The sequence below is a fragment of the Pedobacter sp. AK017 genome (genome assembly GCF_014200825.1).
Classification (GTDB): Bacteria; Bacteroidota; Bacteroidia; order Sphingobacteriales; family Sphingobacteriaceae; genus Pedobacter; species Pedobacter heparinus.
In genome coordinates this window covers 226,496-252,607 of sequence record NZ_JACHCW010000009.1, presented here as the reverse complement: position 1 = coordinate 252,607, position 26,112 = coordinate 226,496, and the positions used below count along the sequence as shown (strand labels likewise).

Annotated in this window: 25 protein-coding genes; 11 read left to right on the top strand and 14 right to left on the bottom strand. The window is 43.5% G+C overall.

The annotated features are described in order from the left end of the window. Positions 1 to 69 precede the first annotated feature (69 nt). On the bottom strand, positions 70 to 549 hold the full coding sequence (locus tag HDC92_RS14905; RefSeq protein WP_015808722.1) for a Dps family protein: 480 nt from the start codon (positions 547 to 549) through the stop codon (positions 70 to 72). A gap of 184 nt (positions 550 to 733) precedes the next feature. On the opposite strand from HDC92_RS14905, the gene HDC92_RS14900 reads away from it, so the two are divergent. Together HDC92_RS14900 and HDC92_RS14895 are read left to right on the top strand one after the other, a co-directional pair. After that, complete coding sequence (locus tag HDC92_RS14900) at positions 734 to 1,915, top strand: LysM peptidoglycan-binding domain-containing protein (RefSeq protein WP_183875630.1); 1,182 nt, start codon at positions 734 to 736, stop codon at positions 1,913 to 1,915. Then, a complete protein-coding gene (locus tag HDC92_RS14895; RefSeq protein WP_015808724.1) occupies positions 1,905 to 2,546 on the top strand; it encodes a uridine kinase in 642 nt (213 codons plus the stop codon). Before HDC92_RS14900 ends, HDC92_RS14895 begins: the two co-directional genes overlap by 11 nt. On the opposite strand, the gene HDC92_RS14890 is transcribed toward HDC92_RS14895, so the two are convergent. From HDC92_RS14890 to HDC92_RS14870, 5 genes are all read right to left on the bottom strand, one after another. Further along, positions 2,543 to 3,202 (bottom strand): CoA transferase subunit B, encoded by a 660-nt coding sequence (locus HDC92_RS14890; protein ID WP_183875628.1) that lies wholly within the window; start codon positions 3,200 to 3,202, stop codon positions 2,543 to 2,545. The two genes, HDC92_RS14895 and HDC92_RS14890, sit on opposite strands and share 4 nt — an antisense overlap. Positions 3,203 to 3,213: 11 nt before the next feature. Continuing rightward, a complete protein-coding gene (locus tag HDC92_RS14885) occupies positions 3,214 to 3,915 on the bottom strand; it encodes a CoA transferase subunit A (protein ID WP_183875626.1) in 702 nt (233 codons plus the stop codon). Between the two features lie 53 nt (positions 3,916 to 3,968). Next, positions 3,969 to 5,066 (bottom strand): PQQ-dependent sugar dehydrogenase, encoded by a 1,098-nt coding sequence (locus HDC92_RS14880; RefSeq protein WP_183875624.1) that lies wholly within the window; start codon positions 5,064 to 5,066, stop codon positions 3,969 to 3,971. Between the two features lie 63 nt (positions 5,067 to 5,129). Next, positions 5,130 to 7,508, bottom strand: a complete 2,379-nt coding sequence (locus HDC92_RS14875) for an endonuclease MutS2 (RefSeq protein ID WP_015808728.1) — start codon at positions 7,506 to 7,508, stop codon at positions 5,130 to 5,132. A gap of 2 nt (positions 7,509 to 7,510) precedes the next feature. Then, entirely contained in the window at positions 7,511 to 8,038 is a 528-nt protein-coding gene (locus HDC92_RS14870) for a DUF4296 domain-containing protein (protein ID WP_015808729.1), read from the bottom strand. Positions 8,039 to 8,108: 70 nt separating this feature from the next. Between HDC92_RS14870 and HDC92_RS14865 the strand changes: the two genes are divergently transcribed. The 6 genes from HDC92_RS14865 to HDC92_RS14840 all read left to right on the top strand — a co-directional run bounded on the left by HDC92_RS14865 (position 8,109) and on the right by HDC92_RS14840 (position 15,713). Continuing rightward, positions 8,109 to 8,798 carry a YggS family pyridoxal phosphate-dependent enzyme gene (locus HDC92_RS14865; RefSeq protein ID WP_015808730.1) on the top strand — a complete coding sequence of 230 codons (690 nt, stop codon included), beginning with the start codon at positions 8,109 to 8,111 and terminating at the stop codon, positions 8,796 to 8,798. Next, entirely contained in the window at positions 8,795 to 9,271 is a 477-nt protein-coding gene (locus HDC92_RS14860; RefSeq protein WP_183875622.1) for a GNAT family N-acetyltransferase, read from the top strand. Before HDC92_RS14865 ends, HDC92_RS14860 begins: the two co-directional genes overlap by 4 nt. Positions 9,272 to 9,282: 11 nt before the next feature. Further along, positions 9,283 to 10,086, top strand: coding sequence for a DUF3298 and DUF4163 domain-containing protein (locus HDC92_RS14855; RefSeq protein WP_238326484.1), 804 nt, complete (start codon positions 9,283 to 9,285; stop codon positions 10,084 to 10,086). A gap of 3 nt (positions 10,087 to 10,089) precedes the next feature. Next, positions 10,090 to 11,364: an aspartate kinase gene (locus tag HDC92_RS14850; RefSeq protein WP_015808733.1), complete on the top strand. Its 1,275-nt coding sequence runs from the start codon at positions 10,090 to 10,092 to the stop codon at positions 11,362 to 11,364. A gap of 8 nt (positions 11,365 to 11,372) precedes the next feature. Then, positions 11,373 to 12,557 (top strand): hypothetical protein, encoded by a 1,185-nt coding sequence (locus tag HDC92_RS14845; protein ID WP_183875620.1) that lies wholly within the window; start codon positions 11,373 to 11,375, stop codon positions 12,555 to 12,557. 150 nt (positions 12,558 to 12,707) lie between these two features. Next, positions 12,708 to 15,713, top strand: coding sequence for a DUF2723 domain-containing protein (locus HDC92_RS14840; RefSeq protein WP_183875618.1), 3,006 nt, complete (start codon positions 12,708 to 12,710; stop codon positions 15,711 to 15,713). A 52-nt stretch (positions 15,714 to 15,765) separates the two neighbouring features. Here HDC92_RS14840 and HDC92_RS14835 read toward each other — a convergent pair whose 3' ends face one another. The 4 genes from HDC92_RS14835 to HDC92_RS14820 all read right to left on the bottom strand — a co-directional run bounded on the left by HDC92_RS14835 (position 15,766) and on the right by HDC92_RS14820 (position 19,164). Beyond that, a complete protein-coding gene (locus HDC92_RS14835; protein WP_015808736.1) occupies positions 15,766 to 16,401 on the bottom strand; it encodes a peroxiredoxin in 636 nt (211 codons plus the stop codon). Between the two features lie 74 nt (positions 16,402 to 16,475). Beyond that, entirely contained in the window at positions 16,476 to 17,420 is a 945-nt protein-coding gene (locus tag HDC92_RS14830) for a DUF72 domain-containing protein (RefSeq protein ID WP_183875616.1), read from the bottom strand. A gap of 79 nt (positions 17,421 to 17,499) precedes the next feature. Then, positions 17,500 to 18,591 (bottom strand): S1C family serine protease, encoded by a 1,092-nt coding sequence (locus HDC92_RS14825; protein ID WP_183875614.1) that lies wholly within the window; start codon positions 18,589 to 18,591, stop codon positions 17,500 to 17,502. A gap of 6 nt (positions 18,592 to 18,597) precedes the next feature. Then, entirely contained in the window at positions 18,598 to 19,164 is a 567-nt protein-coding gene (locus HDC92_RS14820; RefSeq protein WP_015808739.1) for an RNA polymerase sigma factor, read from the bottom strand. 545 nt (positions 19,165 to 19,709) lie between these two features. Between HDC92_RS14820 and HDC92_RS14815 the strand changes: the two genes are divergently transcribed. The 3 genes from HDC92_RS14815 to HDC92_RS14805 all read left to right on the top strand — a co-directional run bounded on the left by HDC92_RS14815 (position 19,710) and on the right by HDC92_RS14805 (position 22,016). Then, positions 19,710 to 19,922 carry a hypothetical protein gene (locus tag HDC92_RS14815; protein ID WP_015808740.1) on the top strand — a complete coding sequence of 71 codons (213 nt, stop codon included), beginning with the start codon at positions 19,710 to 19,712 and terminating at the stop codon, positions 19,920 to 19,922. Positions 19,923 to 20,017: 95 nt separating this feature from the next. Continuing rightward, positions 20,018 to 21,364 carry an adenylosuccinate lyase gene (purB, locus tag HDC92_RS14810; RefSeq protein ID WP_183875612.1) on the top strand — a complete coding sequence of 449 codons (1,347 nt, stop codon included), beginning with the start codon at positions 20,018 to 20,020 and terminating at the stop codon, positions 21,362 to 21,364. Between the two features lie 100 nt (positions 21,365 to 21,464). Next, on the top strand, positions 21,465 to 22,016 hold the full coding sequence (locus HDC92_RS14805) for a NifU family protein (protein ID WP_015808742.1): 552 nt from the start codon (positions 21,465 to 21,467) through the stop codon (positions 22,014 to 22,016). A gap of 59 nt (positions 22,017 to 22,075) precedes the next feature. Here HDC92_RS14805 and HDC92_RS14800 read toward each other — a convergent pair whose 3' ends face one another. From HDC92_RS14800 to HDC92_RS14785, 4 genes are all read right to left on the bottom strand, one after another. Further along, positions 22,076 to 22,867: an inositol monophosphatase family protein gene (locus HDC92_RS14800; protein WP_183875609.1), complete on the bottom strand. Its 792-nt coding sequence runs from the start codon at positions 22,865 to 22,867 to the stop codon at positions 22,076 to 22,078. Positions 22,868 to 22,879: 12 nt separating this feature from the next. Then, positions 22,880 to 24,034, bottom strand: coding sequence for a prolipoprotein diacylglyceryl transferase (locus tag HDC92_RS14795; protein ID WP_183875607.1), 1,155 nt, complete (start codon positions 24,032 to 24,034; stop codon positions 22,880 to 22,882). Positions 24,035 to 24,065: 31 nt separating this feature from the next. Beyond that, entirely contained in the window at positions 24,066 to 25,385 is a 1,320-nt protein-coding gene (gene mtaB / locus HDC92_RS14790; protein ID WP_183875605.1) for a tRNA (N(6)-L-threonylcarbamoyladenosine(37)-C(2))-methylthiotransferase MtaB, read from the bottom strand. 66 nt (positions 25,386 to 25,451) lie between these two features. After that, a complete protein-coding gene (locus tag HDC92_RS14785) occupies positions 25,452 to 26,018 on the bottom strand; it encodes a UbiX family flavin prenyltransferase (protein WP_183875603.1) in 567 nt (188 codons plus the stop codon). Between the last annotated feature and the right edge of the window lie 94 nt (positions 26,019 to 26,112).

The following is a 26,112-nucleotide window of genomic DNA, read 5'->3' as shown; positions in this document are numbered from 1 at the left end:
ATGGTTTTATGTAGCTGTTAAACAGAAAAGCCCCGCTTGCAGGCAGGGCTTTTCTGTTTAACGTCAGTATTATTTCTTACCGGCAAAGGAGCGCAGCATCCAGGTATTTTTTTCTTTAAACTGCATAAACCTGTTTACCATATCGTTGGTGCCATCGTCGCTGGCCTTATCTGTAGCTTCCAGCAGCTCACGTTCCATTTCAATCAGTTTGGCCATATCGTCCAGAATGGCATCTACCATATCCAGGTCTTTCATGCCTATCGTATCGATCTCTTTGATGGCCGATTCTTTAATGTAATCTGCAAAGCGGCTGTGTGGCGGCTTGCCCAAAGTAAGTACTCTTTCGGCTATCTCATCAATAGTTAGCTGTGCATTGGTATATAACTCTTCAAATTTGATGTGTAAAGTAAAAAAATTCTGGCCTTTGATGTTCCAGTGACACCCTCTTAATTTTTGGTAATGGATATGATAATTAGCCAGGTAATCATTTAACATATCTACTACTGGTTTTACTTGTTTTTCGTTTAAACTGATTTCTTTTGCGTCCATGGTATTTATTTTAGATTTATTCCTGAGATCAGGGTCCTGGAGGTATAACAGTCAACTTAAAAAATGGTTTTCAAAAATCTGCATTTACAGGCAATAGGACAATAAAAAGAACGTTTAATAATCGAATTCGACGCTTTATTTATATTATTCGTATAATTGCCCTTTAAAATTTATAAAGACATTAATGCACAAATATTATATAGTATCCGTATTCGCCCTGCTTTTAAACCTGTCGACATTCTCGGCAAGCGCCGAGAGCACCAGAGATTCGATAGGGGTAGAAAACCACAATGGAAAAAAACTGATTGTACACCAGGTTGTTGCCAAGGACACCTATTACTCCATAGCCAGGCGCTACAATGTATCCCCTAAAGACATCATGACCTATAACGACAGCAAATTTTTACAAATTGGCGTCATCGTTAAAGTACCTACCAATGTTCCTTTTAACAGTACCGTAACCCCTCCGGGTAAAACAGGTAAAGCCCAGGTTACAACACCTGCAGCTGCTGTTGCCACTGAAGGCGGGCTGACGGAGCATATCGTACAGAAAAAGGAAAACCTGAACATGCTGGCCGAGAAATACGGTACCACAGTAAATGAGATTAAGCGGGTAAACAACCTGAATTCCATCAACCTGCAAATTGGCCAGGTGCTCAAAATCCCTGGAAAACCGGCAGAACAGGAACCTGTTCAAACGGCCCAGGTGCCAGTTGTACAACCCAGAAAAGAAGAAACACCGGTAAAAACGTCTATCCCTCCTGAAAACAGGTATAAAAAACCGGAGCAGCAGCCTGCAAAAAAAGAAGCCGCCCAGGAAAAGCCCCAAGAACTTGTGGTACATACAGTAGCTTCTAACGAAACCATTTATTCTATTGCTACCACCTATAAAATGACTATGGACCAGTTAAAGGCCAAAAACAACCTGACAGACAATGCGCTGCATGTTGGCCAGAAGCTGCTGATCAGGGGACAATATCCGGTAAAAGGTGCTTATACGCCGGCCGAAAGCAGTGCAGATACGCTGAAATCTATAAAAGATCCGGCATTAAGGTATCCTGCAAGCCGGTACGGATTGAACCAGGTGGATGAAAAAGGAACAGGGATCTGGATTGCAGATGCAGACCTTGACCCTTCAAAAATGCTGGTGCTGCACCGCACTGCCCCAATAGGTACGGTGATGAAAATCACCAATCCCATGACCAACAGGTCTACCTTCGCTAAAGTTGTTGGTAAATTCACAGAAAATGAATCGACAAAGGATGTGATCATTGTAATGACTAAAGCTGTTGCTGATGCACTGGGTGCTTTGGACAAACGATTTTATTGCAATTTAACCTACGGCGGACAAGACAATGAACAATAAGCCTTTCCTGATTGGTATTGCCGGTGGCAGCGGTTCGGGCAAAACCTTTTTTTTAAATTCCTTTTTACATCATTTTAAGCAGGATGAAGTTACCCTGGTCTCGCAGGATGACTATTACTTTCCGGCCGGCGAAATGACGCAGGAAGAGAACAAATTATACAACTTTGACCTGCCCTCAACCATAGACCATGAACAGTTTTTGCTCGACATTAAAAAACTGATGAAAGGCGAGGTCATTTATAAAAAGGAATATAATTTTAACAACCCCCTTGCGGTTACAAAGATCCTGGAGATCAACCCGGCACCAATCATCATTGTAGAAGGACTTTTTATTTTACATTTTAAGGAAATAGCCGGCCTGCTGGACCACAGGATTTTTGTGGAAGCAGAAGACGGAGTAGCGTTGCAGCGCCGCATTAAACGCGATGGCATGGAACGCGGCTATCCTGAAGAGGATGTTTTATACAAATGGCACAACCATGTTGTACCCGCCTACAGGGAGTTTTTGCTACCTTACAAGGAAAGCTGCGACACCATTGTCGTCAATAACCAGGATACCCCCGACGACATCATCCGGATCACAGAAGAAATTTCTGCCGACCTGAAAAAAGAATATTGCAACAAAGACTAAGTCAGCACCATTTCCGGCACATGGTCAGCAGCAAACAGCTTACCGGTGGTAGATTGTTTAATAAAATCAACACTCACACCCGGGGCCCTTTCAATTAATTTAAAACCACCTTCAGGCAATACATCCAGTACTGCCAGTTCTGTTACGATCTTTTTTATGCACCCTACCCCTGTTAAGGGCAGGGTACACTGGGGCAGCAATTTGCTTTCGCCGGCCTTATTTACATGCTGCATGGCCACAATAATATTTTTGGCAGAGGCCACCAGGTCCATAGCACCGCCCATGCCCTTCACCATTTTACCCGGGATTTTCCAGTTGGCAATGTCGCCATTCTCCGACACTTCCATAGCACCCAGAATGGTCAAATCTATTTTCTGGCTCCTGATCATTCCGAAACTCAGGGCAGAATCAAATATGGACGATCCCGGCAAAGTAGTAATGGTCTGTTTACCGGCATTGATCAGGTCGGCATCTTCTTCACCTTCAAAAGGAAAAGGCCCCATGCCCAGCAAGCCGTTTTCCGACTGCAGGACGACATTTATTCCCTCGGGAATATAATTGGCCACCAGTGTTGGAATACCAATGCCTAAGTTCACATAATATCCGTCGCGTATTTCTTTTGCGATACGCTGCGCAATTCCGTTCTTATCCAGCATATTTTATGGGCTTATCCGTTGGTCCTTACTGTACGTTGTTCTATTCTTTTTTCATAAGCCGGGCCCTGAAAAATACGGTGTACAAATACACCGGGGGTATGTACCTGGTCGGGATCAAGCCCGCCAGCTTCCACCAGCTCTTCCACCTCGGCAATGGTAACTTTACCCGCCATGGCCATTACCGGGTTAAAGTTCCTGCTGGTCGACCTGTAGATCAGGTTTCCGGCAGTATCCCCTTTCCAGGCTTTTACGATAGCAAAATCTGCCTCAAAGGCATATTCCATCAGGTAATCTTTACCTTTAAAATTTCTGATCTCTTTACCTTCCGCTACTTCTGTACCCACCCCTGCCGGGGTAAAAATGGCCGGCATACCATAACCTGCAGCCATACAGCGGGTAGCCAGTGTACCCTGAGGGATCAGTTCCACTTCCAGCTCACCACTCAGCAGCTGACGTTCAAATTCTGCATTTTCACCTACATAAGAAGAGATCATCTTTTTTACCTGGCGCTGCTGCAGCATCAAGCCTATTCCAAAATCATCTACACCGGCATTGTTAGAAATACAGGTTAAACCTTTAACCCCCATTTTTACCAGTGCAGCAATACAGTTTTCGGGAATACCGCATAAACCAAAGCCACCAAGCATCAGGGTGCTGCCATCTTCGATGTCTTTTATCGCTTCTTCAGCACCTGAAACAACTTTATTGATCATATCATTAGATTTTGCTGCTAAATTATACTATATCCGGCGTACCGGCCAAATGTTTAGTTGATTTCTATGATCTTATCGTTGCTGCCATTGCTGCTGCCTATGTATATTTTGCCGTCGGGCGACTGGCATATGGCCCTTAAGCGGCCAAATTCATTGACAAAAAAATCTTTGCTGCCCAATATTTTATCACCCGCCTCATTCAGTTTAAGCTGGGTAAATTTAGAGGCCTTTAAACTGAGCAGCAGCAATGAATTTTTAAACTGGGGGATCAGATCGGAATTGTAATAGGTTAATCCGGATGTGGCAATAGTGGGTGTCCAGGCCATCAGCGGCTCTACCACATTGTTGGCGCTGCAAAAAGTCTGCTCGGCAGGTTTATCGCAAAAACCTTCCACATTTGGCCAGCCATAGTTACGGCCCTTCAGGATCAGGTTTACTTCATCATCATTGTTTGGCCCATGTTCCGATGCATAGAGCTTAGCACCCACCTGCACCAGTCCCTGCGGATTACGGTGCCCGTAAGTCCATACCCTGTTGTTCGCTATCGGATTATCCACAGGAATGCTGCCATCCATATTTACGCGTAATATTTTACCCGATAAAGAAGCGGTATTTTGCGCATTTGCAGCTTCACTGGCATCACCAGTGCTGATAAAAAGCTTTTGGTCATTGCTGATCAGCAACCTGGACCCATTATGGATGGAGGATGCAGGGATAAGGTCGAGAATGGTTAATGGCGAGGTTAAGGCAGTACCCGAATAGGTATAGCGCACTACCTTTTCTTTATAGCCCGAAGCAGAATTGTAATTGTATACCACATATACCCATGGATTGGTGCTAAACTGTGGGTTTATAGCCATACCCAGCAGGCCACCTTCACCATTGGACACCACATCGGGCACATTCAGCAGCAGGCTTACTGCACCTGTCTGCGGGTTAACGCGACTGATCTTACCAGCCCTTTCGGTGATCCACAACTGCTGATCGGGGCCATAAACCATTTCCCATACATGCGACAGGCCGGAACTTACCGTTCTGGTCTTTAATTCCACATCGGGCAGCTGTTCGCCCTCAAGGGTATTGGATTTGTTCTTTTTACAGGCAAAAAAAGCCATTAAAAGGGCAAACATACTTATAGCGAGGATTTTCATGAGCAATGGATTTGATGAATAAATTGGGTTACCTTAAATATAACACACTCATTTTAAATATGTTTAATTAAAATAAACATAAGTAATCCCATCGCCACCCCTGTCGGCATGCTCATCCTCTACCCTGTTCACCTGGCTGTACTTTTTCAGGTAATCCCTGATCAGTTTTCTCAAAATACCATCCCCCTTACCATGGATGAGCTTTACAAAAGGAAAACCAAGCATAATGGATTTGTCCAGGTACTTTTCTACCTCGTGCAAAGCATTTTCGCCCCGCATGCCCCTAAGGTCCAGTTCGGCATTGAAATTACTGATGGCCTCAGCAACGCTGCCGGTATAAGAATTCCGCTGTGCGGCTTTTTTAGCCTCCCTGTTGCTGATCTTAAATACCCTGTTCTTTTTGAGCACCGAACGCAGGTCGCCCAGCGCCAGCACCAGGTTGTCCCTGTTGATCTCCAGTACCTGGCCTGTGGTTTCACTGTCCTTCAGCTGCACCCAATCGCCTACTTCTATTGGTGTATTTAAGTTTAAAGGGCTAACCGGCTCGGGCTTTTTGTCTTCCCGTACCTGGTTTTGCACCAGCACCTGTTGCAGGTTTTGCCGCAGCTGTTTGGTTACCGCTTTATCGGCCTGCTTTTCCTTAATTTCGGCAATGGTATTTTCAACCAGCTTATTGGCATTTTTAATGATGTTCTGTGCTTCCAGCTTGGCCTCTTTGATCAGTATCTTTTTATTGTCGTCCAGAAAAGCCTTCAGCTTTTCATTCTCGGCCACCAGGTTTTTTACCTTGTTCTGCTGGTTAGATAAATTCAGTTTGGTATCGTAGATCTGTTTTTTCTCGCGTTCCAGGTCTACCAGCAAACTGTCTATCCGGTTCTGGTTGGTGCCTGTTTTGGCCCTTGCCAAATCCAGCACTTCCTTTTGCAGGCCTATATTCTGGGCTATCTCAAAAGCATAAGAACTACCGGGTTTGCCAATCTCCAATATATACAGGGGCTTCATCCGGTCGTTGTCAAACAACATAGAGGCATTTTCCAGTCCGGGTGTATTGCCAGCAAACAACTTTAAATTGGAATAGTGGGTAGTGATTACCCCCCTTGCCTTTTTATTGTTCAGCACTTCCAGCACCGCCTCGGCCATTGGTCCGCCAAACTGCGGATCGGTACCTGTACCAAACTCATCGATCAGTACCAGCGATTTTGGTGTGGCATGGGCCACAAAATAGCGCATTTTGGTTAAATGGGCACTGTAGGTACTCAAATCACTTTCTATCGACTGGTCGTCACCAATATCTGCAAATATATTGTCGAATATTCCTACCTCACTGGATTCATGAACGGGGATCAGTAAGCCCGACTGTACCATTAACTGCAACAGGCCCACCGTTTTCATGCATACCGATTTACCTCCGGCATTGGGGCCGGATACCAGTACAATTCTCAGTTCCTCGTTGATGTGGATGTTCAAAGGCACCACCGTTTTTTTGTCTTCCTTAAAGGAAAGATACAATAAGGGGTGCCTGGCATTGACCAGCCTGGTTTTTGCCGCATTGATCAGTACCGGCATATCGGCCTCTACATCAATGGCAAACAAGGCTTTTGCCCTTACAAAATCAAGTTTTGTTAAAAAACCATGGTACGATAGCAGCAAAGGTGTATAAGGCCTCAGTTCAGTGGTCAGCGCAATCAGTATTCTGATGATCTCCCTGCGCTTGTCAAACTCCAGGTCCCTGAGCTTATTGTTTAAGGTAAAAACCTCTTCCGGTTCAATGTAAACCGTTTGTCCGCTTGCCGATTCGTCGTGTACAAAGCCTTTCAGCTTACGCTTGTTTTCGGCCAGCACAGGGATGCACATCCGGCCATCGCGGATGGTCAGACTGCCATCGGCCACCCAGTTGTTGCTTACCGCCTGCTTATAGATCGAGTCCATCCGCTTGCGCACATCCTGTTCTGCTTTGGCAATATCGCCAATAATGTTTTGCAGTGCCGGCGAAGCATTTGGCTTTATTTTACCCTTTGGGTCAAGTACGGTTTCAATCTTTTTAAGGATATTTTTTTCTACCGGAAGGTGTTCAAACAAAGCTTCCAGATTGGGATAAACAGCGGCACGTTCTTCAAAGAAGCGCAATACCGAAAACACCGTTTGCAAAGAGGCGTACATCTGGTGCAGCTCTTCTTCTACCAGGTAAGTGCCTTCTACCCTGATCTTATCGGCCAGACTTTTAATGTCAAAAAAGGTACTGATCTGCAAAGGTTCCTGGTTTTCAAGAATACTTTTGAACTCCTGCGTTTGCCGCAAAAACTTATTGATCTGGTCAAACTTGGCCATCACCTGCATTTTTGCCACCATTTGCTGCCCCATCGGGCTTAAACAATGTTTGTGGATAAGCTGTTTTACCTCATTAAAACCCAAACGCTCCAAACAATTCTCCGGATATAACATACTTATTTTAAATCTTTTGGCCCCTTGTAGCCCATCTTTAATTTGATCACCTCCCTGCTTTCAACCGGCAAATCGCGGCTCCTGGCAGAATCTCTTAACAAAAAGTTGGCCCAAAAAAGAGAATCTGCCTTTCTTGTAGAGTCCTGCAATGCCTTTCGTCTTATCTTTAATACCTCATTTGCATTCAGCAGTGAATCGGCTTTTTCAATGACATTCATTTCTTTTTTCAGCTCGCCCACTACCTTACCGTAAATTGCGCTTAAGACTTTAGGATCATCGTAATAATAGGCCATACTGCGACTGTACAATGCCGAGTCTATATTGTATTTTTTATAAATCCCCTTGTAATAGGCGGCTGCAATCATTTTGGCCGAATCGGGGCGGCCCACATTGTTAACAACTGCATCTGTCAGATGGATATCGTGCAATACCATAGCCATCTCATCCGGCTGTATGATATCCTTAGGTATACCCGGTTTACAGCCAGAAACAGAAAAAATAACAACTATGCTATACAGAATTTTCCTCATTATGTTAAAACATCATTATTTCTTAGACAAAGTTCGCTAAGGTTATTAATTTTACCAAAAATACTGATAAATGAGTATAGCAGATAACTTATTAAAATATAAAAGCGAACTGGACCCGGCAGGTGTTAAATTAATTGCAGTTTCCAAGTACCAGGAAGCCGATGCAGTTTTAGAAGCCTATAATGCCGGACAAAGGATATTTGGAGAAAACATTGTACAGGAACTGGTTGATAAACAAGCTAAACTACCGCAGGATATTGAATGGCACCTGATCGGTCATTTGCAGACCAATAAGGTGAAATACATAGCACCATTTATCAGCCTGATCCAATCTGTTGACAGTTTAAAATTACTGGCCGAGATCAATAAACAGGCGGCAAAAAACAAAAGAGTGATCGATTGCCTGCTGCAGATCTATATTGCAGATGAGGATACCAAGTTTGGGCTGGGCTTTGACGAAGCGATAGAACTGCTGCGTTCGGAAGAATTTGAAGCCATGAAAAACGTGCGCATTACCGGGGTAATGGGCATAGCCAGTAACCATGCTTTGGAAAAACAAACATCAGATGAGTTTCATGAACTTAAAGTGCTGTTTGACGGGATTAAACTAAGCTTTTTTAGAAAGACTGCTCATTTTAAGGAGATCTCTATGGGCATGTCGGGCGATTATAAACTGGCCGTTGAACAGGGCAGCACCATGGTACGCATAGGCAGCAGTATTTTTGGAAAAAGACGGATTAAACATTATACAGTAGAATGAGCATAAATATAAGAGTAGCGGTAAAAGAAGATTGTGTCAGATTGCTGGAACTGGTAAATGAACTGGCCGTTTATGAAAAGGCACCGGAAGAAGTAACCGTAACACTGGACGAATTTATTGATGCGGGTTTTGGCAAAACCAAGGTTTGGGAAGCTTTTATAGCAGAAGAAGATGGCTTTATTGCAGGGTTTGCCATTTATTATACGCGGTATTCGACCTGGAAAGGCCGCCGCCTGTACCTGGAAGATTTTATTGTAACAGAAGCCTACAGAGGCAAAGGGATCGGAAAACTGCTTTTTGAAGCCGTCATTAAAGAGGCCGGAGAAAAGGGCTTTAAAGGAATGAGCTGGCAGGTGCTGGACTGGAACCAGCCGGCCATTAATTTTTACAATAAATACAATGCACAGCTTGAGGCAGGTTGGTTAAATGCCGCTTTTTCGACAGAAAAATTGGCCGAACTGCAAAATACATGAAACATATGCCAATGAAAAAACTATATATATTGCTGGTGGCGGCCAGTTTTGCGGCATGCCAGAGCGAACAAAAAGCTGGCAGCAATACAGATTCGACCATCATTGCCGCTGCAGAACAGCTCTCTTTTAAGTACGACTCCGTAAAAGTTTACAGTCAGCACCCCATCAGCAGCGAAAATGTAAAGGACACTACAAAAGCAGTGCTCTCTTACCCTGTATTTGCCGATCAGAAAATAAACCAGTTTATTGAACAAAAAGTAATGAACTCCGCCAATGAAGGTGAACATTACAGTTCTTATCAGGATTTTAGTGAAGCCTTTGTAAAGAACTTTGATGATTTCAGTAAGGAAAACAAGGATTATGCACAAACCTGGTTTATGAATGGCAAGGTAGAAGTTGCTGCCCGGCAGCCCCGTTACCTGTCCTTTTTATATACCTTTATCAATTACGAAGGCGGGGCACATCCCAACACTGTTTTTACCTATCTGAACTATGATCCGGTAAGTCACCAGGAAATTGTGCTCGACACGCTGATCAAGCCCGGAAGTATGCCCGCTTTAACGGCAGTAGCAGAAAAGATCTTCAGAAAAAATGAAAAGATTCCGCCCTCAGCAAGCCTGAAAGACAATTATTTTTTTGAAAACGATAAGTTCAGTCTGAACCAGAATTTCACCATCACCAAAGAAGGATTAAAGTTTCTTTACAATCCGTACGAGATCAAAGCCTATGCTTATGGCACAACTGAACTGCTGATCCCCTTTGCCGAACTGAAAGAAATTGCAAGACCCAACAGCTTATTAAACCCTAGAGATTAACAGATGAAAGTATTTAAATTTGGTGGCGCATCTGTAAAAGATGCCGAAGGAATAAAAAACGTTTCATCTATTATCAACAGTCATAGCGGCAATGAACTGCTGGTGGTGGTTTCTGCCATGGGCAAAATAACCAACCAGCTGGAAGACCTGTACAGGGCATATCTGAATGGCCAGGACGACATGCAGCAAATATTTGAAAACATTAAACTGTATCATTTCAATGTGCTGCACCAATTGTTTGCCGACCATAACCATCCGGTATATGACGAGGTGATGAACACCTTTGTAGAAATAGACTGGCTGATTGAAGAAGAACCCGATGATGCGGCCGATTACATTTACGACCAGATCGTATCTATCGGCGAGATTGTCTCTTCTAAAATACTGGCCGCATGGCTGGCTACCTTACGCAGTGATGTAAAATGGCTGGATGCCCGCAACTATGTGCATACCGACAATACCTACCGCGAGGGATTGGTAAACTGGGACAAGACTGAAGCGGAGATCAGCAAGAACCTGGTGCCATTGCTGCAGCAAAACATAGCGGTTACCCAGGGTTTTATTGGCAGTACCAGTGAAAATTTTACCACTACGCTGGGCCGTGATGGCTCTGATTATTCGGCGGCCATATTTTCTGCCTGCTTAAATGCAACATCACTTACCATATGGAAAGATGTACCGGGCGTATTAAATGCCGACCCAAAATGGTTTGATGAGACAGAAAGGATCCCGCAGCTTTCTTATCATGATGCAATAGAGCTGGCCTATTATGGGGCAACCATTATCCATCCCAAGACCATCAAGCCTATCCAGAACAAAAGCATTCCTTTATACGTACGCTCTTTTTTGCATCCAGAAGCCGAGGGGACCGACATTACAGACCTGAAGAACCACCTGCCTGTCCCTTCCTTTATATTTAAGGTAAACCAGGCGCTGATCTCTATTTTTCCAAAAGATTTTTCTTTCATCATTGAAGAGAACCTGAGCGATATTTTCAGCCTTTTCCATAAACACCGGGTTAAAATCAATACCATGCTCAACTCGGCCATCAGTTTCTCCATCAGCTTTGACCATGATGCACTGAAACTGGAGCATTTAATGGCCGACCTGTCCAGGCACTATAAGGTAAAATACAATACCGGTGTAGAGCTGGTGACCATCAGGTATTACAACCAGGAAACCATAGATCGGGTTACGGTAAATAAAAACATACTTCTGGAAGTGAAAAGCAGGAATACCTGCCAGATTGTAATGCGCGACAAAGTAAAAACGGAATAAACAGGCTATTGAACAAGCACATTTTAGATAAAGCCGTTCAGGAATACATCAGCAAACACCTAACTGAGGATGTACATAAAATGGCTATGGCCAAAAGTCCCTTTAAGGAAGTGGATGCCCGGGAACTGGCCGGGCAGATTGCCGCAAAAAACAAATCCTTTAAAAAATTACCTTCCTGGTACAGGCAGGAGGGCATTTATTACCCCCCAGTCCTTTCTGTTGAACAATGTTCTTCTGAAACTACAGCTGCTTATAAAGCGGGACTGGCGGTTGGCGATAACCTGATTGACCTTACCGGGGGTTTTGGGGTAGACAGCTGTTATTTTGCCAGGGTACTGAAAACGGTAACCCATTGCGAGATCAATACTGAACTGTCTGAAATAGCGGCACACAATGCCCAGGTACTGGGACTGACGAACATACAGTTTCTGGCCACCGATGGCATTGCATTTCTTAAAACCAGTGGAAAGCCATACGATTCCATTTATATCGATCCTGCCAGAAGAAGCACAGCCGGAAAAGTTTTTATGCTGAAGGACTGTACACCCAATGTGGTAGAACACCTGGATTTACTGCTGTCCTGCGCTCAACGCGTTATTGTTAAAACCGCTCCCCTGCTTGACCTTACTGCCGGTTTAAAGGAACTCAAAAACGTAGCAGAAATTCACATCGTAAGTTTGCGGAATGAACTGAAGGAATTGCTTTGGGTGATGGAAAAAGAAGCCACGCCGCCGGTTAAAATTGTTTGCCGCATGCTGAACGGGCCCCATAAAGGTTTCAGTTTTTACAGGGGGGATGAAGAAAGCAGCCATGCACAGCTGCTTGCGGGAAGTCCGTCGGGCTATCTGTACGAGCCCGATGTTGCCTTGCTGAAAAGCGGGGCCTTTAACCTGATCGCACAGGCGTATGGCCTGAAAAAATTAGATACCCAAACCCAGCTTTATACTTGCGAACTGGTAAATGACCGTTTCCCGGGAAGGATATTTAAGATCAACCGCTGCATCAGTCCGGGCGAGCTCAAAAAAGAAAAGCAGCTGTATGGAAATGTCATCGTCAGAAATTACCGGGACAAGGCCGAAAACCTGGTCAAAAAGTATAAGATCAAAGCCGACAATGAGCAGTTCCTTATTTTTACCCGCAGCAAGAGCGAAGGTTATGTGGTCATCGATGCCAGCATTGTACAACATTATTAGTCGGCCAAAACCAGGATTTCCCCTACTTTTAATCAACAAAAGCTTTCCAGCACCATTTTTTAACATTCTTTAACAAACTTTAACACTTGCAAAGAATTGTATCCTAATGATTTAATTATTTTTGATTAACCCTAAATCAAAAATCAAATCATGATCTCCTACCAACGCCTGAATAACCTTACCGGATTTATACTGTTTGGCATAGCCGCCGTAGTTTACTGGCTTACCATGGAGCCTACACTGAGTTTCTGGGACTGCGGTGAATTTATTGCCGCTTCCAGCAAATTAGAAGTGGGCCATCAGCCCGGTGCGCCTTTGTTCCTGATGATTGGCAAACTCTTTTCTTTGCTGGCAATGGGCAATACCACTAAAATTGCTTATTGGATCAACCTCAGCTCAGTACTGTTTAGCGCCGCAACCATTATGTTCCTGTACTGGACCATTACTGCACTTGCCACTAAACTTTACCCTGAAAAGAAAAGCAATACCCAGATCCTGAGCATCATAGCGGCGGGTGCCATTGGTGCGCTGGCCTATACCTTTTCAGATACCTTTTGGTTCTCGGCCGTAGAGGCCGAAGTGTATGCCCTGTCTACCCTGTTTACGGCCATAGTATTCTGGGCCATACTAAAATGGGAAAATGAGCCCGACAACCGCTGGCTGGTGTTTATCGCCTTCATGGTGGGCCTGTCGATAGGTGTGCACCTGTTGAGTCTGCTTGCCATTCCGGCCATAGTACTGGTATACTATTTTAAAACAACGGCAAAGCCTGGCCTGAAGGGAACGTTTAAGGCATTGTTATTTGGCTGCTTGCTGGTAGGTCTGGTACAGTTTGCCATTGTACAATATCTGGTGCTCAGTGCCGCACAGGCCGATCTTTTCTTTGTCAACACCCTGGGCCTTGGTTTTGGTACCGGCGCCATGAGTTTTATACTTCTGATAGTTCTATGGATTGCCTATGGCATTTATTATTCTGTTAAACACAAAAAATACCAGCTTAACCTGGCATTGGTATGCCTTGCCTTTGTGCTTTTTGGCTTCAGTTCCTATTTCATGATCGTGATCAGGGCAAATGCCAAACCGAACATCAACCTGTCCAATCCCGACAATCCTTTTTCCCTGTATGGCTACCTTGGGCGCACCAATTACGGAGATACGCCATTGCTGTATGGCCGTACTTTTGACGCCGGGCAAACCGGCATTAAAGAAACGGGTACCGAATATAGAAAGGGAGCTGATAAATATGAAGAATCGGGTAAAACATATAAGGCCGAATACGATAAAAACCTGATCTTCCCGCGCACCTATAGCCAGAAACCCAATCACATCGCCTTTTACCGGCAATGGCTGGGGCTTGGGGAAAATGAAAGCCCGAACCTGGCGCAAAACCTGAGCTTCTTTAGCACCTACCAGGTAGGTTTCATGTACATGCGCTATTTTTTATGGAACTTTGTAGGACGGCAGAACGACATCCATAGCCAGGGTAATTTTACCGACGGCAACTGGATCACCGGGATCAAAAGTATGGATGCCCTGCGCCTGGGCAATCAGGCCAAACTCCCGCCCTCCATTACAAAAAATGAAGGCAACAATGTATATTATGGCCTGCCCCTGCTGCTGGGACTGGCAGGAATGATCTATGTATACCGTAAAAACAAACAGGCCACACTCATTATAACCACGCTGTTCTTTTGCACCGGACTGGCCATTATCTGTTACCTGAACCAGGACCCGATGCAGGTTCGGGAACGCGATTATGCTTATGTAGGTTCATTTTATGCCTTTGCTATTTTTATTGGTTTTGGTGTGCTGGCCATTCAGGAACTGTTTCAGCGTTTTGCAGCAGCTAAACTCAGCCTGTCCATTGCTGTGCTGACGGGCCTGCTTGCCGCACCAGCAATTATGGGCATACAGGGCTGGGACGACCACAACCGTTCGGGCAAGCAAACGGCGCTCGATTTCGCCAGCAATTACCTGAACTCCTGCGCTCCCAATGCCATCCTCTTTACCAATGCGGATAACGATACCTATCCTTTATGGTATGCACAGGAGGTTGAAGGTATCAGAACTGACGTAAGAGTGGTGAACCTGCAATTTCTGGCCGACAGCGATTACATCAACCAGATGAAAAAACAAGCCTACCAATCGGCAGCACTGCCCATTGCCATGCGGCCTGATCAATACCAGAAAGGGGTACGCGATTATTTTCCTTATATCGATTACGGCTTTAAGGATAGTGTAGAGCTAAAAGACCTGCTGGCGGTACTTACATCAGACAGCAAGGAAGATAAGGTAGAAATGCAGGGTGGCTCTTTTGAAAACTTCCTGCCTACCAAAAGGTTAAAGCTCAGTGTAGATGCCGCTCAGCTGGTCAGGACAAATACCGTAGCTGCCAAAGACCTGGACAAAGTAGTGCCACAGATGGAATGGGACTTCAAGAAAGATTTTGCTACCAAGGCCGACCTGGCCATCTTTGATATCCTGGCGCACAACAACTGGGAAAGGCCGGTTTACTTTGGTTCTTCATTGTCTGATGACACCTATATCGGCCTGGACAAATACCTGCACCTGGAAGGTTATGCCTACCGGCTGCTGCCCTATAAAAAAGGGGCGGATGATCAACGCGACAAATCGCAGGTAACCAATTCTGAGGTCATGTACCACAATACCATGCAGAAAATGAACTTTAAAGGTTTCCATACAGCCAGGTACCTGGATCCTGAAACCCGAAGAGTAGCCAATGACACCTGGGTTTTTCAGAACGCACTGGCGGGCAACCTCATCAATGAGGGTAAAAAGGCCATGGCACAGCAGGTGATGACCAAAAGTGTAAGGGAACTGCCTTTAAAACTTTATTCTATCCACGACACGCTAAACAGACTGGAAACCATCAGTAACCTGAACCATTTAAACGACCGGAAAACCGCAAGCTTACTGGGCCAACAAACCTTGTCATTTTTAGATGCGGAGCTGGGTTACATCGCTTCCCTGTCGCCCGCCCTGCAGCGTGCCTCAATTGGCGACATACAGCTGGGTATGTATGTTTTAAGCGGACTGGATGAGTTAACCGCGAAAGGAATTGACCCAAAGCTGAACCAGCAGATCAAAGCGAAATTTAAAGAGCTGGAAGGTATTTTTAGCCGGAACTTAGGCTAAAAACTTAAAAAGGGGTATATCATTGATGATACACCCCTTTTTTATTGGGTTTTTACTTATTTGGCTGAGGGGTTGTCCTCAGGTAAGGTTTGATCACTTTATGCCCTTTAGGGAATTTTGCAGGAATATCCTCAGTTTTAATGCTGTTCATGACCACCACATCCTGGCCATCTTCCCAGTCGGCCGGTGTAGCCACGCTATACTTGGCGGTAAGCTGCAGGGAATCGATTACCCTGAGTACTTCATTGAAATTACGTCCTGTAGAAGCAGGGTAAGTCAGCATCAGTTTTACTTTCTTATCCGGTGATATGATGAACAAAGAACGCACGGTTAAGGTCTCGGATGCATTAGGGTGGATCATGTCATACAGATCAGCCACTTTTTTATCCTCATCAGCGATGATCGGAAAATCGACCTCGGTATTTTGGGTTTCGTTGATGTCCTTGATCCATCCTTTATGCGATTCTGCTGAATCTACGCTTAAGGCCAGTACTTTAACATTTCTTTTTTCAAATTCCGATTTCAAAGCCGAGGTACGGCCAAGCTCAGTTGTACATACCGGTGTATAATCTGCCGGGTGGGAAAACAAAACACCCCAGCTGTCCCCTAAGAATTCATAGAAATCAATTTCACCGATAGAAGTGTCTGCTTTAAAATTGGGAGCGGTGTCCCCTATTCTTAAACTCATAATTTTATATTTTTAGGTGTAAATAATGTAGGTATACAAGGTACCCAATAATGTCTACAAATTAAGTATAGTATTTAAAATAATTCTCTTTGTTTTGTAATTTCTTTGGGTTTGTCAATAAAATTGATTGCCGCAACTTTAGCGCCTAAATGCTGGTTAAATTGTTGTATGGTATAATCGGCCAGGATCGGGGTATCTTTCTCGTCATGCTGGTGCAGAAAAAAATACACCTTTTTTAAGCCTTTATCCAGCCAGGTCTTTATCCGGGCTGTCCAATCATCAATCCTCGCAAAGTCGGACGCTGCAAATTCCTGTCCGTTGCCCACAAAGCGTATAAATATTTCAGGGATGGTCAGCTCCATGTGCATACAGTCACGGCGCCCACTTGCATCTGTAATTACCGCACCTTTTTTTAAGCCGGCCAGCATGTCAAAAAGCCTGGCACGCATTTCAGCGTCCGAGAACCACTCTTCATGTCTCAGTTCCACAAAAACTTCCAGGTCTTTGGGCAGTTGTTTCAGGTAATTTTCAAGTACCTCAAAGTTTTTGGGGCCAAAATTATCGCCCAGCTGCAGAAAGCAGGGCCCCAGGAACTTACCAAATTCAGAGATGCCCGACAGGTAAAGGTCGGTAGGTACTTCAGCATCCTTTAACCTTTTGATATGGCTGATGGTCCTGGAAAACTTGGGACAGAAAACAAAGCCATTGCCTGAATTTTCTTCTGCTTTGATCCGCCATTTGCGGATCAGTTCGGCATTGGGGATACTGTAAAAAACAGCGTTCAGTTCTATAGAATTGAAATGTTTTACATATTCATCCAAAAAATCAGCTTCTTTTGTTTTGGGTGGATAAATCATATTTACCCATTCCTTGCGGCCCCATTTGGCGCAGCCGATATAAAAATCAGGGCTTTTAACCGGCTTCAGCCCATTCAGGGTCATGGCTGTTTGTTTACCATCTGGGGGCAATGTAAAATCGACACCAGCAATTGCGGCTGCAGCTACCTTTCCAAAATCCATATCTAAAAATCTATATAAAAAATAAAACCCCGAAACTTAGTTAAAGTTTCGGGGTCTTCAAATTTATATTTATTTAATGCTAATTATAAACTTTAATCATAAATACAAAGTCCTGCATCTTTTCAATTTGTTTGGTCAGTTTAAGGCCCTGCAACTGGTTGGTCTTACCAGATACAATCCGTTTCACCAGTGAATCCTGCGGGATGGCATTTAATGCTTCGGCAATGTATTTGGATTTTACTGCAAAAGCCGCCCCGTCGGTGTTGCTTTCCTTTGCATTGATGATACCGATTACGTTTCCGTTATTGTCTAGCAAGGGGCCACCGCTATTGCCCGGATTAACGGTAATGGCTACCTGGTAAGCCAGTGTATCTCCATTGAAACCCGTTTTAGAGCTCAGGTATCCTTTTCCAAATACCACATCGTCTTTAGGGTAGCCCAGCGTATAAACCTGTTCTCCCATACCTGCAATGCTCTTTTTCAACGAATAAGGCAAAGCTGAAAGATGAGAAAAATTCTTGTCGGTAATTTTCAGGATGGCGATATCGTTTACAGGGTCACTGTAAACCATTTTCACTTTATAAGAATCGCCTTTATAGTTTTGAACATATACTGAATCTGACTTTTCAATCACATGGTGACTGGTTAAGATGTAACCATTTGAAGAAAGGGCAAAGCCGGTACCGCCAAACTTACCGGGGTTTACATTCGGTTTTGCAGGTGCATTGGATTTTACATTTCTGATCAGGTTATTTGTTGAACTTCTCAGGTTATTTACTTCCTTATTCAGTTTTTCATAAGACCCTGTTTGTTGCGTGGTTTGCTGTATAGAATAAATGGTAACTACTGTTAACAGGATAAAGGATGCGGCCACAGCAATGGCAGCTTTATTTTTACGCCACAGGTTAACAATAAAAGAAGGATGAGGACCCAGTTTTCTGCTCAGGGCATTTACATCCATCTGCTCATGTATCAGGTTCATCGTATTTTTCAGGTCAGAAACCCTTGCATAATCGTTTAATGACTCCATAAAAACCTTATGGGCAACTACCTTATGATCAACAGCAGGATCATTTAAGCGCAATTGTTCAAAAGCTTTTGCTTCATCATCATTCAGTTTACCATTCAGGTAATCCTCAATTATACCTTCTAACTCTAACTCGTTCCTCATATCAATTTAAGATTGAAAAAATAACTTTTTTAACCTTTGCAGGCATTTATACTTCTGTGTTTTGGCATTATCGGTATTGGTATACCCAAACTTTTCACAGATTTCCTGCATGGAAAGGTTATTTATATAAAAATCCTGAATAATGGTTTTACAGGGTTCGCCTAGATGAAGAAGTGCGGACTGCATTTTTTCAAATTGCTGATCTTTTTCTTCATGCTGTTCCACATCTGTTTCTACAGCAATTACATCTTCAAAGTCTGAAAGGTCATTTGATTTCCTGCTCTGCTGTGAAAGCTTTTTCAACCAAATCCTCCGGCAAACCGAGTAGATGTATGTTTTGAGTTTACTGCTTAATTCAAAATTACCGCCTTTAATTTTATTGTACAAAACGATGATGCCTTCCTGATACACGTCTTTTGCATCATCCTCATTACCGTTGTTATTTAAAATAAACTGTAAAATCATCGGGAAATATCCCGTGTACAATTTATTTAGCGCTTCTTCCGAGTTATTTAGAATCCCTAAAACAACCTCTCTATCTGTTGGAACTGAACTGCTTAACTTATTACTCACCAATTAATACCTTTATACGTGAATGGTAACCCAATGTTAGCTAAAAAAATTATTTTTTTTGTGTATTTCACCTTAATACCTGAATAATGCCGGGGTAACCCATTGAACGCTTATCTTTTTTGTTACTAAAATACAGGCGGGGAAAGGCCTGGTTCTTCACAAAGAAAGCCATTCTTCACACCTGGTTCACCTATCCTTCACACCAAACCCACAAACAGGTACCTTTTTGTGAAGAAAGTGTGTAGCATGTGTGGACGATGTGAGGACCTGTTATCCGGAAAGGTTAAATTGAGCTTTAATTTGTGCGCAGGCAGGGCCGCGACCTCAACAAAAATAAAAAAATATACTTTAATGTATACATAAGTTATATCTTTGCGCCGTCGGATGGCCACTCACAAAATTTATCTAGCTATAAAACAGCTTGTTAACACATAAAAATAAGGTTATTAAAAATAATTTTACTTTTTTTTGAAACAGCTGGGTTACCTTTTAAGTTTTGGGGTATTAATCTGTAAAATTAATTAATTATTTAAAATAGAATTAGAATGAAAAACGCATTTAAATTTGGCTTTTTAGCTTTAGCAATCTCTTTATCAGTAGCAGCTTGTCAATCATCTGAAAAAACTGGCGAATCTACAGATACTACTTTAACTGATACTTCTGCTGTTGTAACTACAGTTGATACTACAGTTACTGATTCAACTGTAAAAGATACTACAGTTAAAACTACAACTGAAGAAGTTAAACCAGCTCACTAAGCTAAATGAATTTATAAAAAGGCCTTGGGTATCCCAAGGCCTTTTTTTATGCCGTCAGGATTGCTACCTTTGCGCTTGTAAAAAACCTTTCATTCATGAATTTATCTCCACTACAAGCAATTTCTCCGGTAGACGGCCGTTACAGAAACACCACACAAAGCCTTTCTAAATATTTTTCAGAGTCTGCATTGATCAAATACCGTGTCTATGTAGAAATTGAATATTTTATTGCGCTATGTGAGGCTGGCTTACCCGGACTGGATCAGTTTGATAAAGGTAATTACCCGAAATTACGCCTCATCCATGAACAGTTTAATGACCAGCATGCCCAGGAGATCAAAGACACAGAAAAGATTACCAATCATGATGTAAAAGCGGTAGAATATTTCATCAAGAAACAATTTGACCTGCTGGGGCTGGCAGATTATAAAGAGTTTATCCATTTTGGCTTAACCTCGCAGGACATCAACAATACCGCTATCCCCTTTACCTTTAAACTTGCCCTTAACGAGGTCTATTATCCTGGAATTACTGAATTGATCAGTAAAATAAAAAACCTGGCCAATGAATGGAAAAATGTGCCTTTGCTGGCCCATACCCACGGACAGCCTGCCTCGCCTACTAAACTGGGCAAAGAGTTCCTGGTATTTGCCGAACGCCTGGAAATACAGCTGAACAACTTAAAGAATATACCCAACAGCGCTAAATTTGGTGGTGCTACCGGGAATTTTAATGCACACCATATTGCTTATCCGAATATTAACTGGGTCCACTTTTCGAATCGCTTTGTAAATGAGGCCCTGGGCCTGACCCGTGCACAGCATACCACGCAAATAGAACACTACGACCAGTTTGCGGCACAATGTGATGCTTTGAAAAGGATCAACAACATCATTATAGATCTGGACAGGGATATATGGGCCTATATCTCTAAAAACTATTTTAAACAAAAGATCAAAGAAGGAGAAGTGGGCTCTTCGGCTATGCCGCATAAGGTGAACCCTATTGATTTTGAAAATGCAGAGGGGAATGCTGGAATAGCCAATGCCCTGTTTGAGTTTTTTGCTGCCAAACTTCCCATTTCACGTTTACAAAGAGACCTTACAGATTCGACTGTACTGAGGAATGTTGGGGTGCCCATGGCGCATACCAGCATTGCCATTGCCTCTACTTTAAGGGGATTAAACAAATTGCTGCTGAACCAGGAAGCCATTGATGCCGACCTGGAAAACAACTGGGCTGTGGTTGCCGAGGCCATACAAACTGTTTTGAGAAGGGAGGCCTATCCTAACCCTTATGAAGCTTTGAAAGACCTGACACGCACCAACCAAAAGATTACAGCACTGACTATGGCCGACTTTATAGATGGCTTAAATGTAACTGAAGCGGTTAAAACAGAACTGAAACAGATTACGCCATTTAATTATACAGGCATCTTTTAAGGGCATTAAAAGGGCTGTTTAAGATATATGACCTAAAACAGACACCTGCAAAGGGAATTGCATCAATGAATTATTTATTTTTGTATAAAAAATTAAGACAATGACGATCAACGTATATACAGAACAGACCCCAAACCCTGCTACAATGAAGTTCATGGTCAATAAATTATTGATCAATGGCAGTGAAGATTTTGCGACCAAAGAAAGTGCAGAACATTCTCCTTTTGCGAAAGAACTGTTTAAGTTCAGCTTTGTTAACGGTGTTTTTTTTGCCAGTAACTTTGTAACCGTTACTAAAACAGAGGATGCTGAATGGGCGGATATTGAACCTATCCTGAAAGAGTTTGTAAAAGGCGCGGTTGAATCAGAATATAAGATCAAGGAAGATACATCGGCCGAAGCACCAGCTTTTGAAGGATCCGACCTGGAAATTAAGATCCAGCAGATTTTACACGATTATGTACGTCCGGCAGTTGAACAGGATGGCGGGGCAATCAGCTATAAATCGTTCGACGATGGTGTGGTTACCGTAGAGTTAAGGGGTTCATGCAGCGGCTGCCCTTCTTCTACCATCACGTTAAAATCGGGTATACAAAACTTATTGCAGCGTATGGTACCGGAAGTGAAAGAAGTGGTATCTGAAGCCTTATAAGATTTACAAACACATAAAAAAAGGGGATCATTTATCATGACCCCCTTTTTTTATGTGTTTTATTTAAAGTGTTTCTGCATCAGCAAGAGCAGCTCTTCATCCAGCAAAGCATTGCTGGCCAGTATTTCTCTTTTTTCAATGAATTCATCCCCTCCTTCAAAATTCAGGATATGCCCGCCTGCCTGCTGTACAAGGTAAGCCCCGGCTGCCACATCCCAGGAGTTGAGGTTATATTCAAAAAAGGCATCAAACCTGCCACAGGCTACATAGGCAAGGTCTACCGCCGCCGCCCCTATTCTTCTTAAACCATGACAGCTGCGCATCATTTCGGCTAAAAGCTCCATATACTGCAACTGTTTGTCGAACTGATAATAAGGGAAACCGGTAGCCAGCAGGCAATCTGCCAGTCTGGTTCTGGATGAAACAGCAATAGGTTTGTTATTTAGAAAAGCCTGTCCCCCTTTAAAGGTATAGAACATCTCTCCGCGGTTGATCTCGTATACTACCCCAATAACAGGCTTAGCCTCTTCATAAAGGGCAATGCTGATGGCATAGGTAGGGATGCCGTGGATAAAGTTGGTTGTCCCGTCGAGCGGATCAATGATCCAGTTATAGGTAGAGCCTGTTCGGTCAACCGTCTTTTCTTCGGTAATGAAGCCGGCCCCGGGCAATAGTTTGGTCAAATTTCTGACCAGTTGCTTTTCTGCATTTTTATCTACATAAGAAACCAGATCATTCAGTCCTTTGAACTCAATGTCCGTAGCATCGAAGTTCATGGATTCTTTCCTGATAAAATTACCTGTAAGTCGGGCTATAGCAATAACCTTTGCGCACAATATTTCGTAGTTCAAACCCTGCAGATATTAATAATTAGCTAATTTTTCTTTATTTCTGACTGAATAGGTGACCAGCAGCAGACCGGCAATGAACAACATACTGGAGATCATTTCTGCCTGTGTAAACCTTAAACCTGCCACTTCATATTTTGTATTTACCCTGATCAGTTCTATGAAGAAGCGCTCCAGTCCGTTTAACATCAGATAGATACCGAACATCATTCCTGGCAACTTAATACGGTGACGGATGCGCCAAAGGAACAAAAACAGGATAAAACATACGACTACCTCGTAAATTGGTGTAGGATAAACCGGTAAAGGCAGTTCATTACAGAATTTGCCTACACAGCCAGCTATGCGTTCACCTTCGTTGGCCACGTTGTTTGGATAGGTATATGCCCAGAGCCAGTCGGGCAGCCAGCTGAAAGGTTTTGGGTTTACATTTACGACACCCCAGTCGCCATCGCCGGACATGTGGCAGCCTATACGGCCTACACTGTAGGCCAGCATCATACCAGGCCCACCAATATCGAGCATATGCAATGGCTTGATACCATTTTTCCGGGCAATGTACAATACCGCAGCACCACCACAGATGAGCCCTCCATAAAAGGTTAAGCCGCTGAACGACAGCAAACTGTTGATCGGATCCTGCACAAAGGTGTTCCAATGCTCCAGGTTATCGAATATTTTAGCGCCTAAAAAGCCCCATACTGCAGCCCATACAATCAGGTTGCCCATCAGTTCATACGGGTGCTGGGTTACTTCAACAGTTTTAGGTTTAGGTAGTTTTGCTTTATTTTTTTCATGGTAGTCCCACCAGGCAAACAGGCCGGCAAAGCATAAGCCGCCCAATATATTTCCCTTCATGGATAAGAGTACGGTTTGCGCATCGCTTACAAACAACCTATAATTTAAAAGTGCGTAAACCAGCTTATACCCTATCAAAAAGCCAAAAACTGCATTGGAAGCCAGTTCAATGGTACTGGCAGGCTTGCCTATAGTTATTGTTTTTTTTACCGCATGTAAAATGCCCAGTGCCTCTTTGCGTTTAAACTCTTTGGTAAAGGCCCAATAACCTGCAATAAAGGCCAGCGCCACAAAAACACCAAATGTATTGAAGGGAAGCGGAACCTGTATACCGAAAAGGTATTCTATGAAATGAGATACGGTAGGAAACATACGCGAATATAAGTTTTATGCGAATATAGGATTAATGCGCTAATACTTCTGCTGTTTCTGCAACTTCTACCTCTCCGTCGGCAGTTAGTTCTACCAGTTTAACCGTTTTGATTTCATTCACCATTACCGGATCGTATTTTGCCTTTACTTTTACATAGTTTTTGGTAAATCCATGCATAAAGCCATTTTTCTGATCGTCTTCAAAAAGCACTTCGCCCACTGTTCCGATCTGCGACTGATAGAAGGCCCTGCGTTTCTTGTCTGATAAGATGTGCAGCATTTTACTGCGCTCGGCACGGGTGCTGCCTGCTACACGGCCTTTCATTTCGGCAGCCGCTGTTTGTTCCCGTTCGGAATAGGTAAACACGTGCAGGTATGAAATGTCCAGTTCATTTAAAAACTGGTAAGTATCCAGGAAGTCTTCCTGCGTTTCGCCCGGGAATCCGACAATGACATCTACACCAATGCAGCAGTTGGGCATTACAGCCTTTATTTTAGCTACGCGCTCGGTATACAGTTCCCTTTGGTAGCGCCTGCGCATCAGGCCCAGTATTTTATTGGAACCCGACTGCAAAGGAATGTGAAAATGGGGTACAAACCTTTTAGAAGTTGCCACAAATTCGATGATCTCGTTGCTGAGCAGGTTGGGCTCTATAGAAGAGATCCTGATCCTTTCTATGCCTTCAACTTCATCAAGTGCTTTTACCAGGTCGAAAAACTTGTCTTCACGTTCGCCGTTCCTGATGCCAAAATCGCCGAGGTTTACCCCTGTTAAAACAATTTCCTTTACCCCACTTTCGGCAATCTGCCGGGCCCGGTTGATTACATTTTCGATGGTATCGCTCCTGCTCCCCCCCCTGGCCAGCGGGATGGTGCAATAAGTGCATGGATAATCGCAGCCATCCTGTACTTTTAAAAAAGTACGGGTACGGTCGCCAATAGAATAGGCCGCAATGAAATTATGGTTTACTTTTTCTATATTTTGCTGATGGACAACCGCTTTGGGCTGTTTGGTAAGATCGGAGATGAATTCTACAATACGGAATTTTTCGGCTGCACCGAGTACCATATCTACCCCCTCTATCTCTGCTATTTCAGCTGGTTTTAGCTGGGCATAACAGCCCACAATCGTAACATAGGCATGAGGGGCATATTTTAGGGCTTCTTTAACTACCTTCCGGCATTTTTTATCGGCATGTTCTGTTACAGAACAGGTATTGATCACGTATACGTCAGCGCCGTCGGTAAAATCTACAACGGCATAGCCTGCATCGGTAAATAAGCGGCCAATTGTTGATGTTTCAGAGAAATTCAACTTACAGCCCAGTGTATAAAATGCAACTTTCTTCATCCTTTTCTATTGTTGCTTTTGGCCTGCAGGTCAAAAGCATTTGCAAAGGTAAGGTTTTAGCTGATATTATTCTTCATTCCAGCGGTAACTATCCTGCTCCAGTCCGGCCAGATCGATCACGCGGCTTACTACAGTTTGCGCCAGCTCTTCAATGGTTTTGGGGATACTGTAAAAGGAAGGACTTGCAGGACAGATGATTCCACCGGCTTCAGTAAGGGTTTTCATGTTATTGATGTGGATGAGGCTAAAGGGGGTATCGCGCACTACGGCGATCAGTTTCCGGCGTTCTTTTAAGATCACATCAGCCGCCCTGGAGATCAGGTCATTTGAAATTCCCTGTGCGATGCGCCCTAAGGTTCCCATTGAACAGGGAATAATAATCATGGTGTCATATTTTGCAGAACCAGAAGCAAAGGGCGCATTGAAATCCATTTTTGGATAAAAAGTAAAGGGATAATGGTTATAATCCTGGTTGCCCAGCTCAAAACGCCATACCTCTTTTGCATTGTCTGACATGACTACCCCCACTTTTTCGATCTGATCAGCTAAGCTTAACAAGCTATCCAGCAACAGTTTGGCATAAACAGATCCGCTGGCACCGGTAATTGCAACAATTAATTTCCTCTTATTCATAAGGGTATAAAGATACGGGAAGCCTGCCCAACAAAAAAGGGCCGAATATAAATATTCGACCCTACATCTACCTATGAAAAACATACCCTCGAAA

Coding starts and splice junctions, on each gene's coding strand:
- HDC92_RS14840 (WP_183875618.1), top strand. CDS start 12,708: ATGATCTCCTACCAACGCCTGAATAACCTTACCGGATTTATACTGTTT.
- HDC92_RS14850 (WP_015808733.1), top strand. CDS start 10,090: ATGAAAGTATTTAAATTTGGTGGCGCATCTGTAAAAGATGCCGAAGGA.
- HDC92_RS14805 (WP_015808742.1), top strand. CDS start 21,465: ATGACGATCAACGTATATACAGAACAGACCCCAAACCCTGCTACAATG.
- HDC92_RS14825 (WP_183875614.1), bottom strand. CDS start 18,591: ATGAGGAACGAGTTAGAGTTAGAAGGTATAATTGAGGATTACCTGAAT.
- purB (WP_183875612.1), top strand. CDS start 20,018: ATGAATTTATCTCCACTACAAGCAATTTCTCCGGTAGACGGCCGTTAC.
- HDC92_RS14795 (WP_183875607.1), bottom strand. CDS start 24,034: ATGTTTCCTACCGTATCTCATTTCATAGAATACCTTTTCGGTATACAG.
- HDC92_RS14895 (WP_015808724.1), top strand. CDS start 1,905: ATGAACAATAAGCCTTTCCTGATTGGTATTGCCGGTGGCAGCGGTTCG.
- HDC92_RS14830 (WP_183875616.1), bottom strand. CDS start 17,420: ATGGATTTTGGAAAGGTAGCTGCAGCCGCAATTGCTGGTGTCGATTTT.
- HDC92_RS14835 (WP_015808736.1), bottom strand. CDS start 16,401: ATGAGTTTAAGAATAGGGGACACCGCTCCCAATTTTAAAGCAGACACT.
- HDC92_RS14860 (WP_183875622.1), top strand. CDS start 8,795: ATGAGCATAAATATAAGAGTAGCGGTAAAAGAAGATTGTGTCAGATTG.
- HDC92_RS14870 (WP_015808729.1), bottom strand. CDS start 8,038: ATGAGGAAAATTCTGTATAGCATAGTTGTTATTTTTTCTGTTTCTGGC.
- HDC92_RS14875 (WP_015808728.1), bottom strand. CDS start 7,508: ATGTTATATCCGGAGAATTGTTTGGAGCGTTTGGGTTTTAATGAGGTA.
- HDC92_RS14900 (WP_183875630.1), top strand. CDS start 734: ATGCACAAATATTATATAGTATCCGTATTCGCCCTGCTTTTAAACCTG.
- HDC92_RS14785 (WP_183875603.1), bottom strand. CDS start 26,018: ATGAATAAGAGGAAATTAATTGTTGCAATTACCGGTGCCAGCGGATCT.
- HDC92_RS14880 (WP_183875624.1), bottom strand. CDS start 5,066: ATGAAAATCCTCGCTATAAGTATGTTTGCCCTTTTAATGGCTTTTTTT.
- HDC92_RS14890 (WP_183875628.1), bottom strand. CDS start 3,202: ATGCTGGATAAGAACGGAATTGCGCAGCGTATCGCAAAAGAAATACGC.
- HDC92_RS14885 (WP_183875626.1), bottom strand. CDS start 3,915: ATGATCAATAAAGTTGTTTCAGGTGCTGAAGAAGCGATAAAAGACATC.
- HDC92_RS14905 (WP_015808722.1), bottom strand. CDS start 549: ATGGACGCAAAAGAAATCAGTTTAAACGAAAAACAAGTAAAACCAGTA.
- mtaB (WP_183875605.1), bottom strand. CDS start 25,385: ATGAAGAAAGTTGCATTTTATACACTGGGCTGTAAGTTGAATTTCTCT.
- HDC92_RS14815 (WP_015808740.1), top strand. CDS start 19,710: ATGAAAAACGCATTTAAATTTGGCTTTTTAGCTTTAGCAATCTCTTTA.
- HDC92_RS14865 (WP_015808730.1), top strand. CDS start 8,109: ATGAGTATAGCAGATAACTTATTAAAATATAAAAGCGAACTGGACCCG.
- HDC92_RS14855 (WP_238326484.1), top strand. CDS start 9,283: ATGAAAAAACTATATATATTGCTGGTGGCGGCCAGTTTTGCGGCATGC.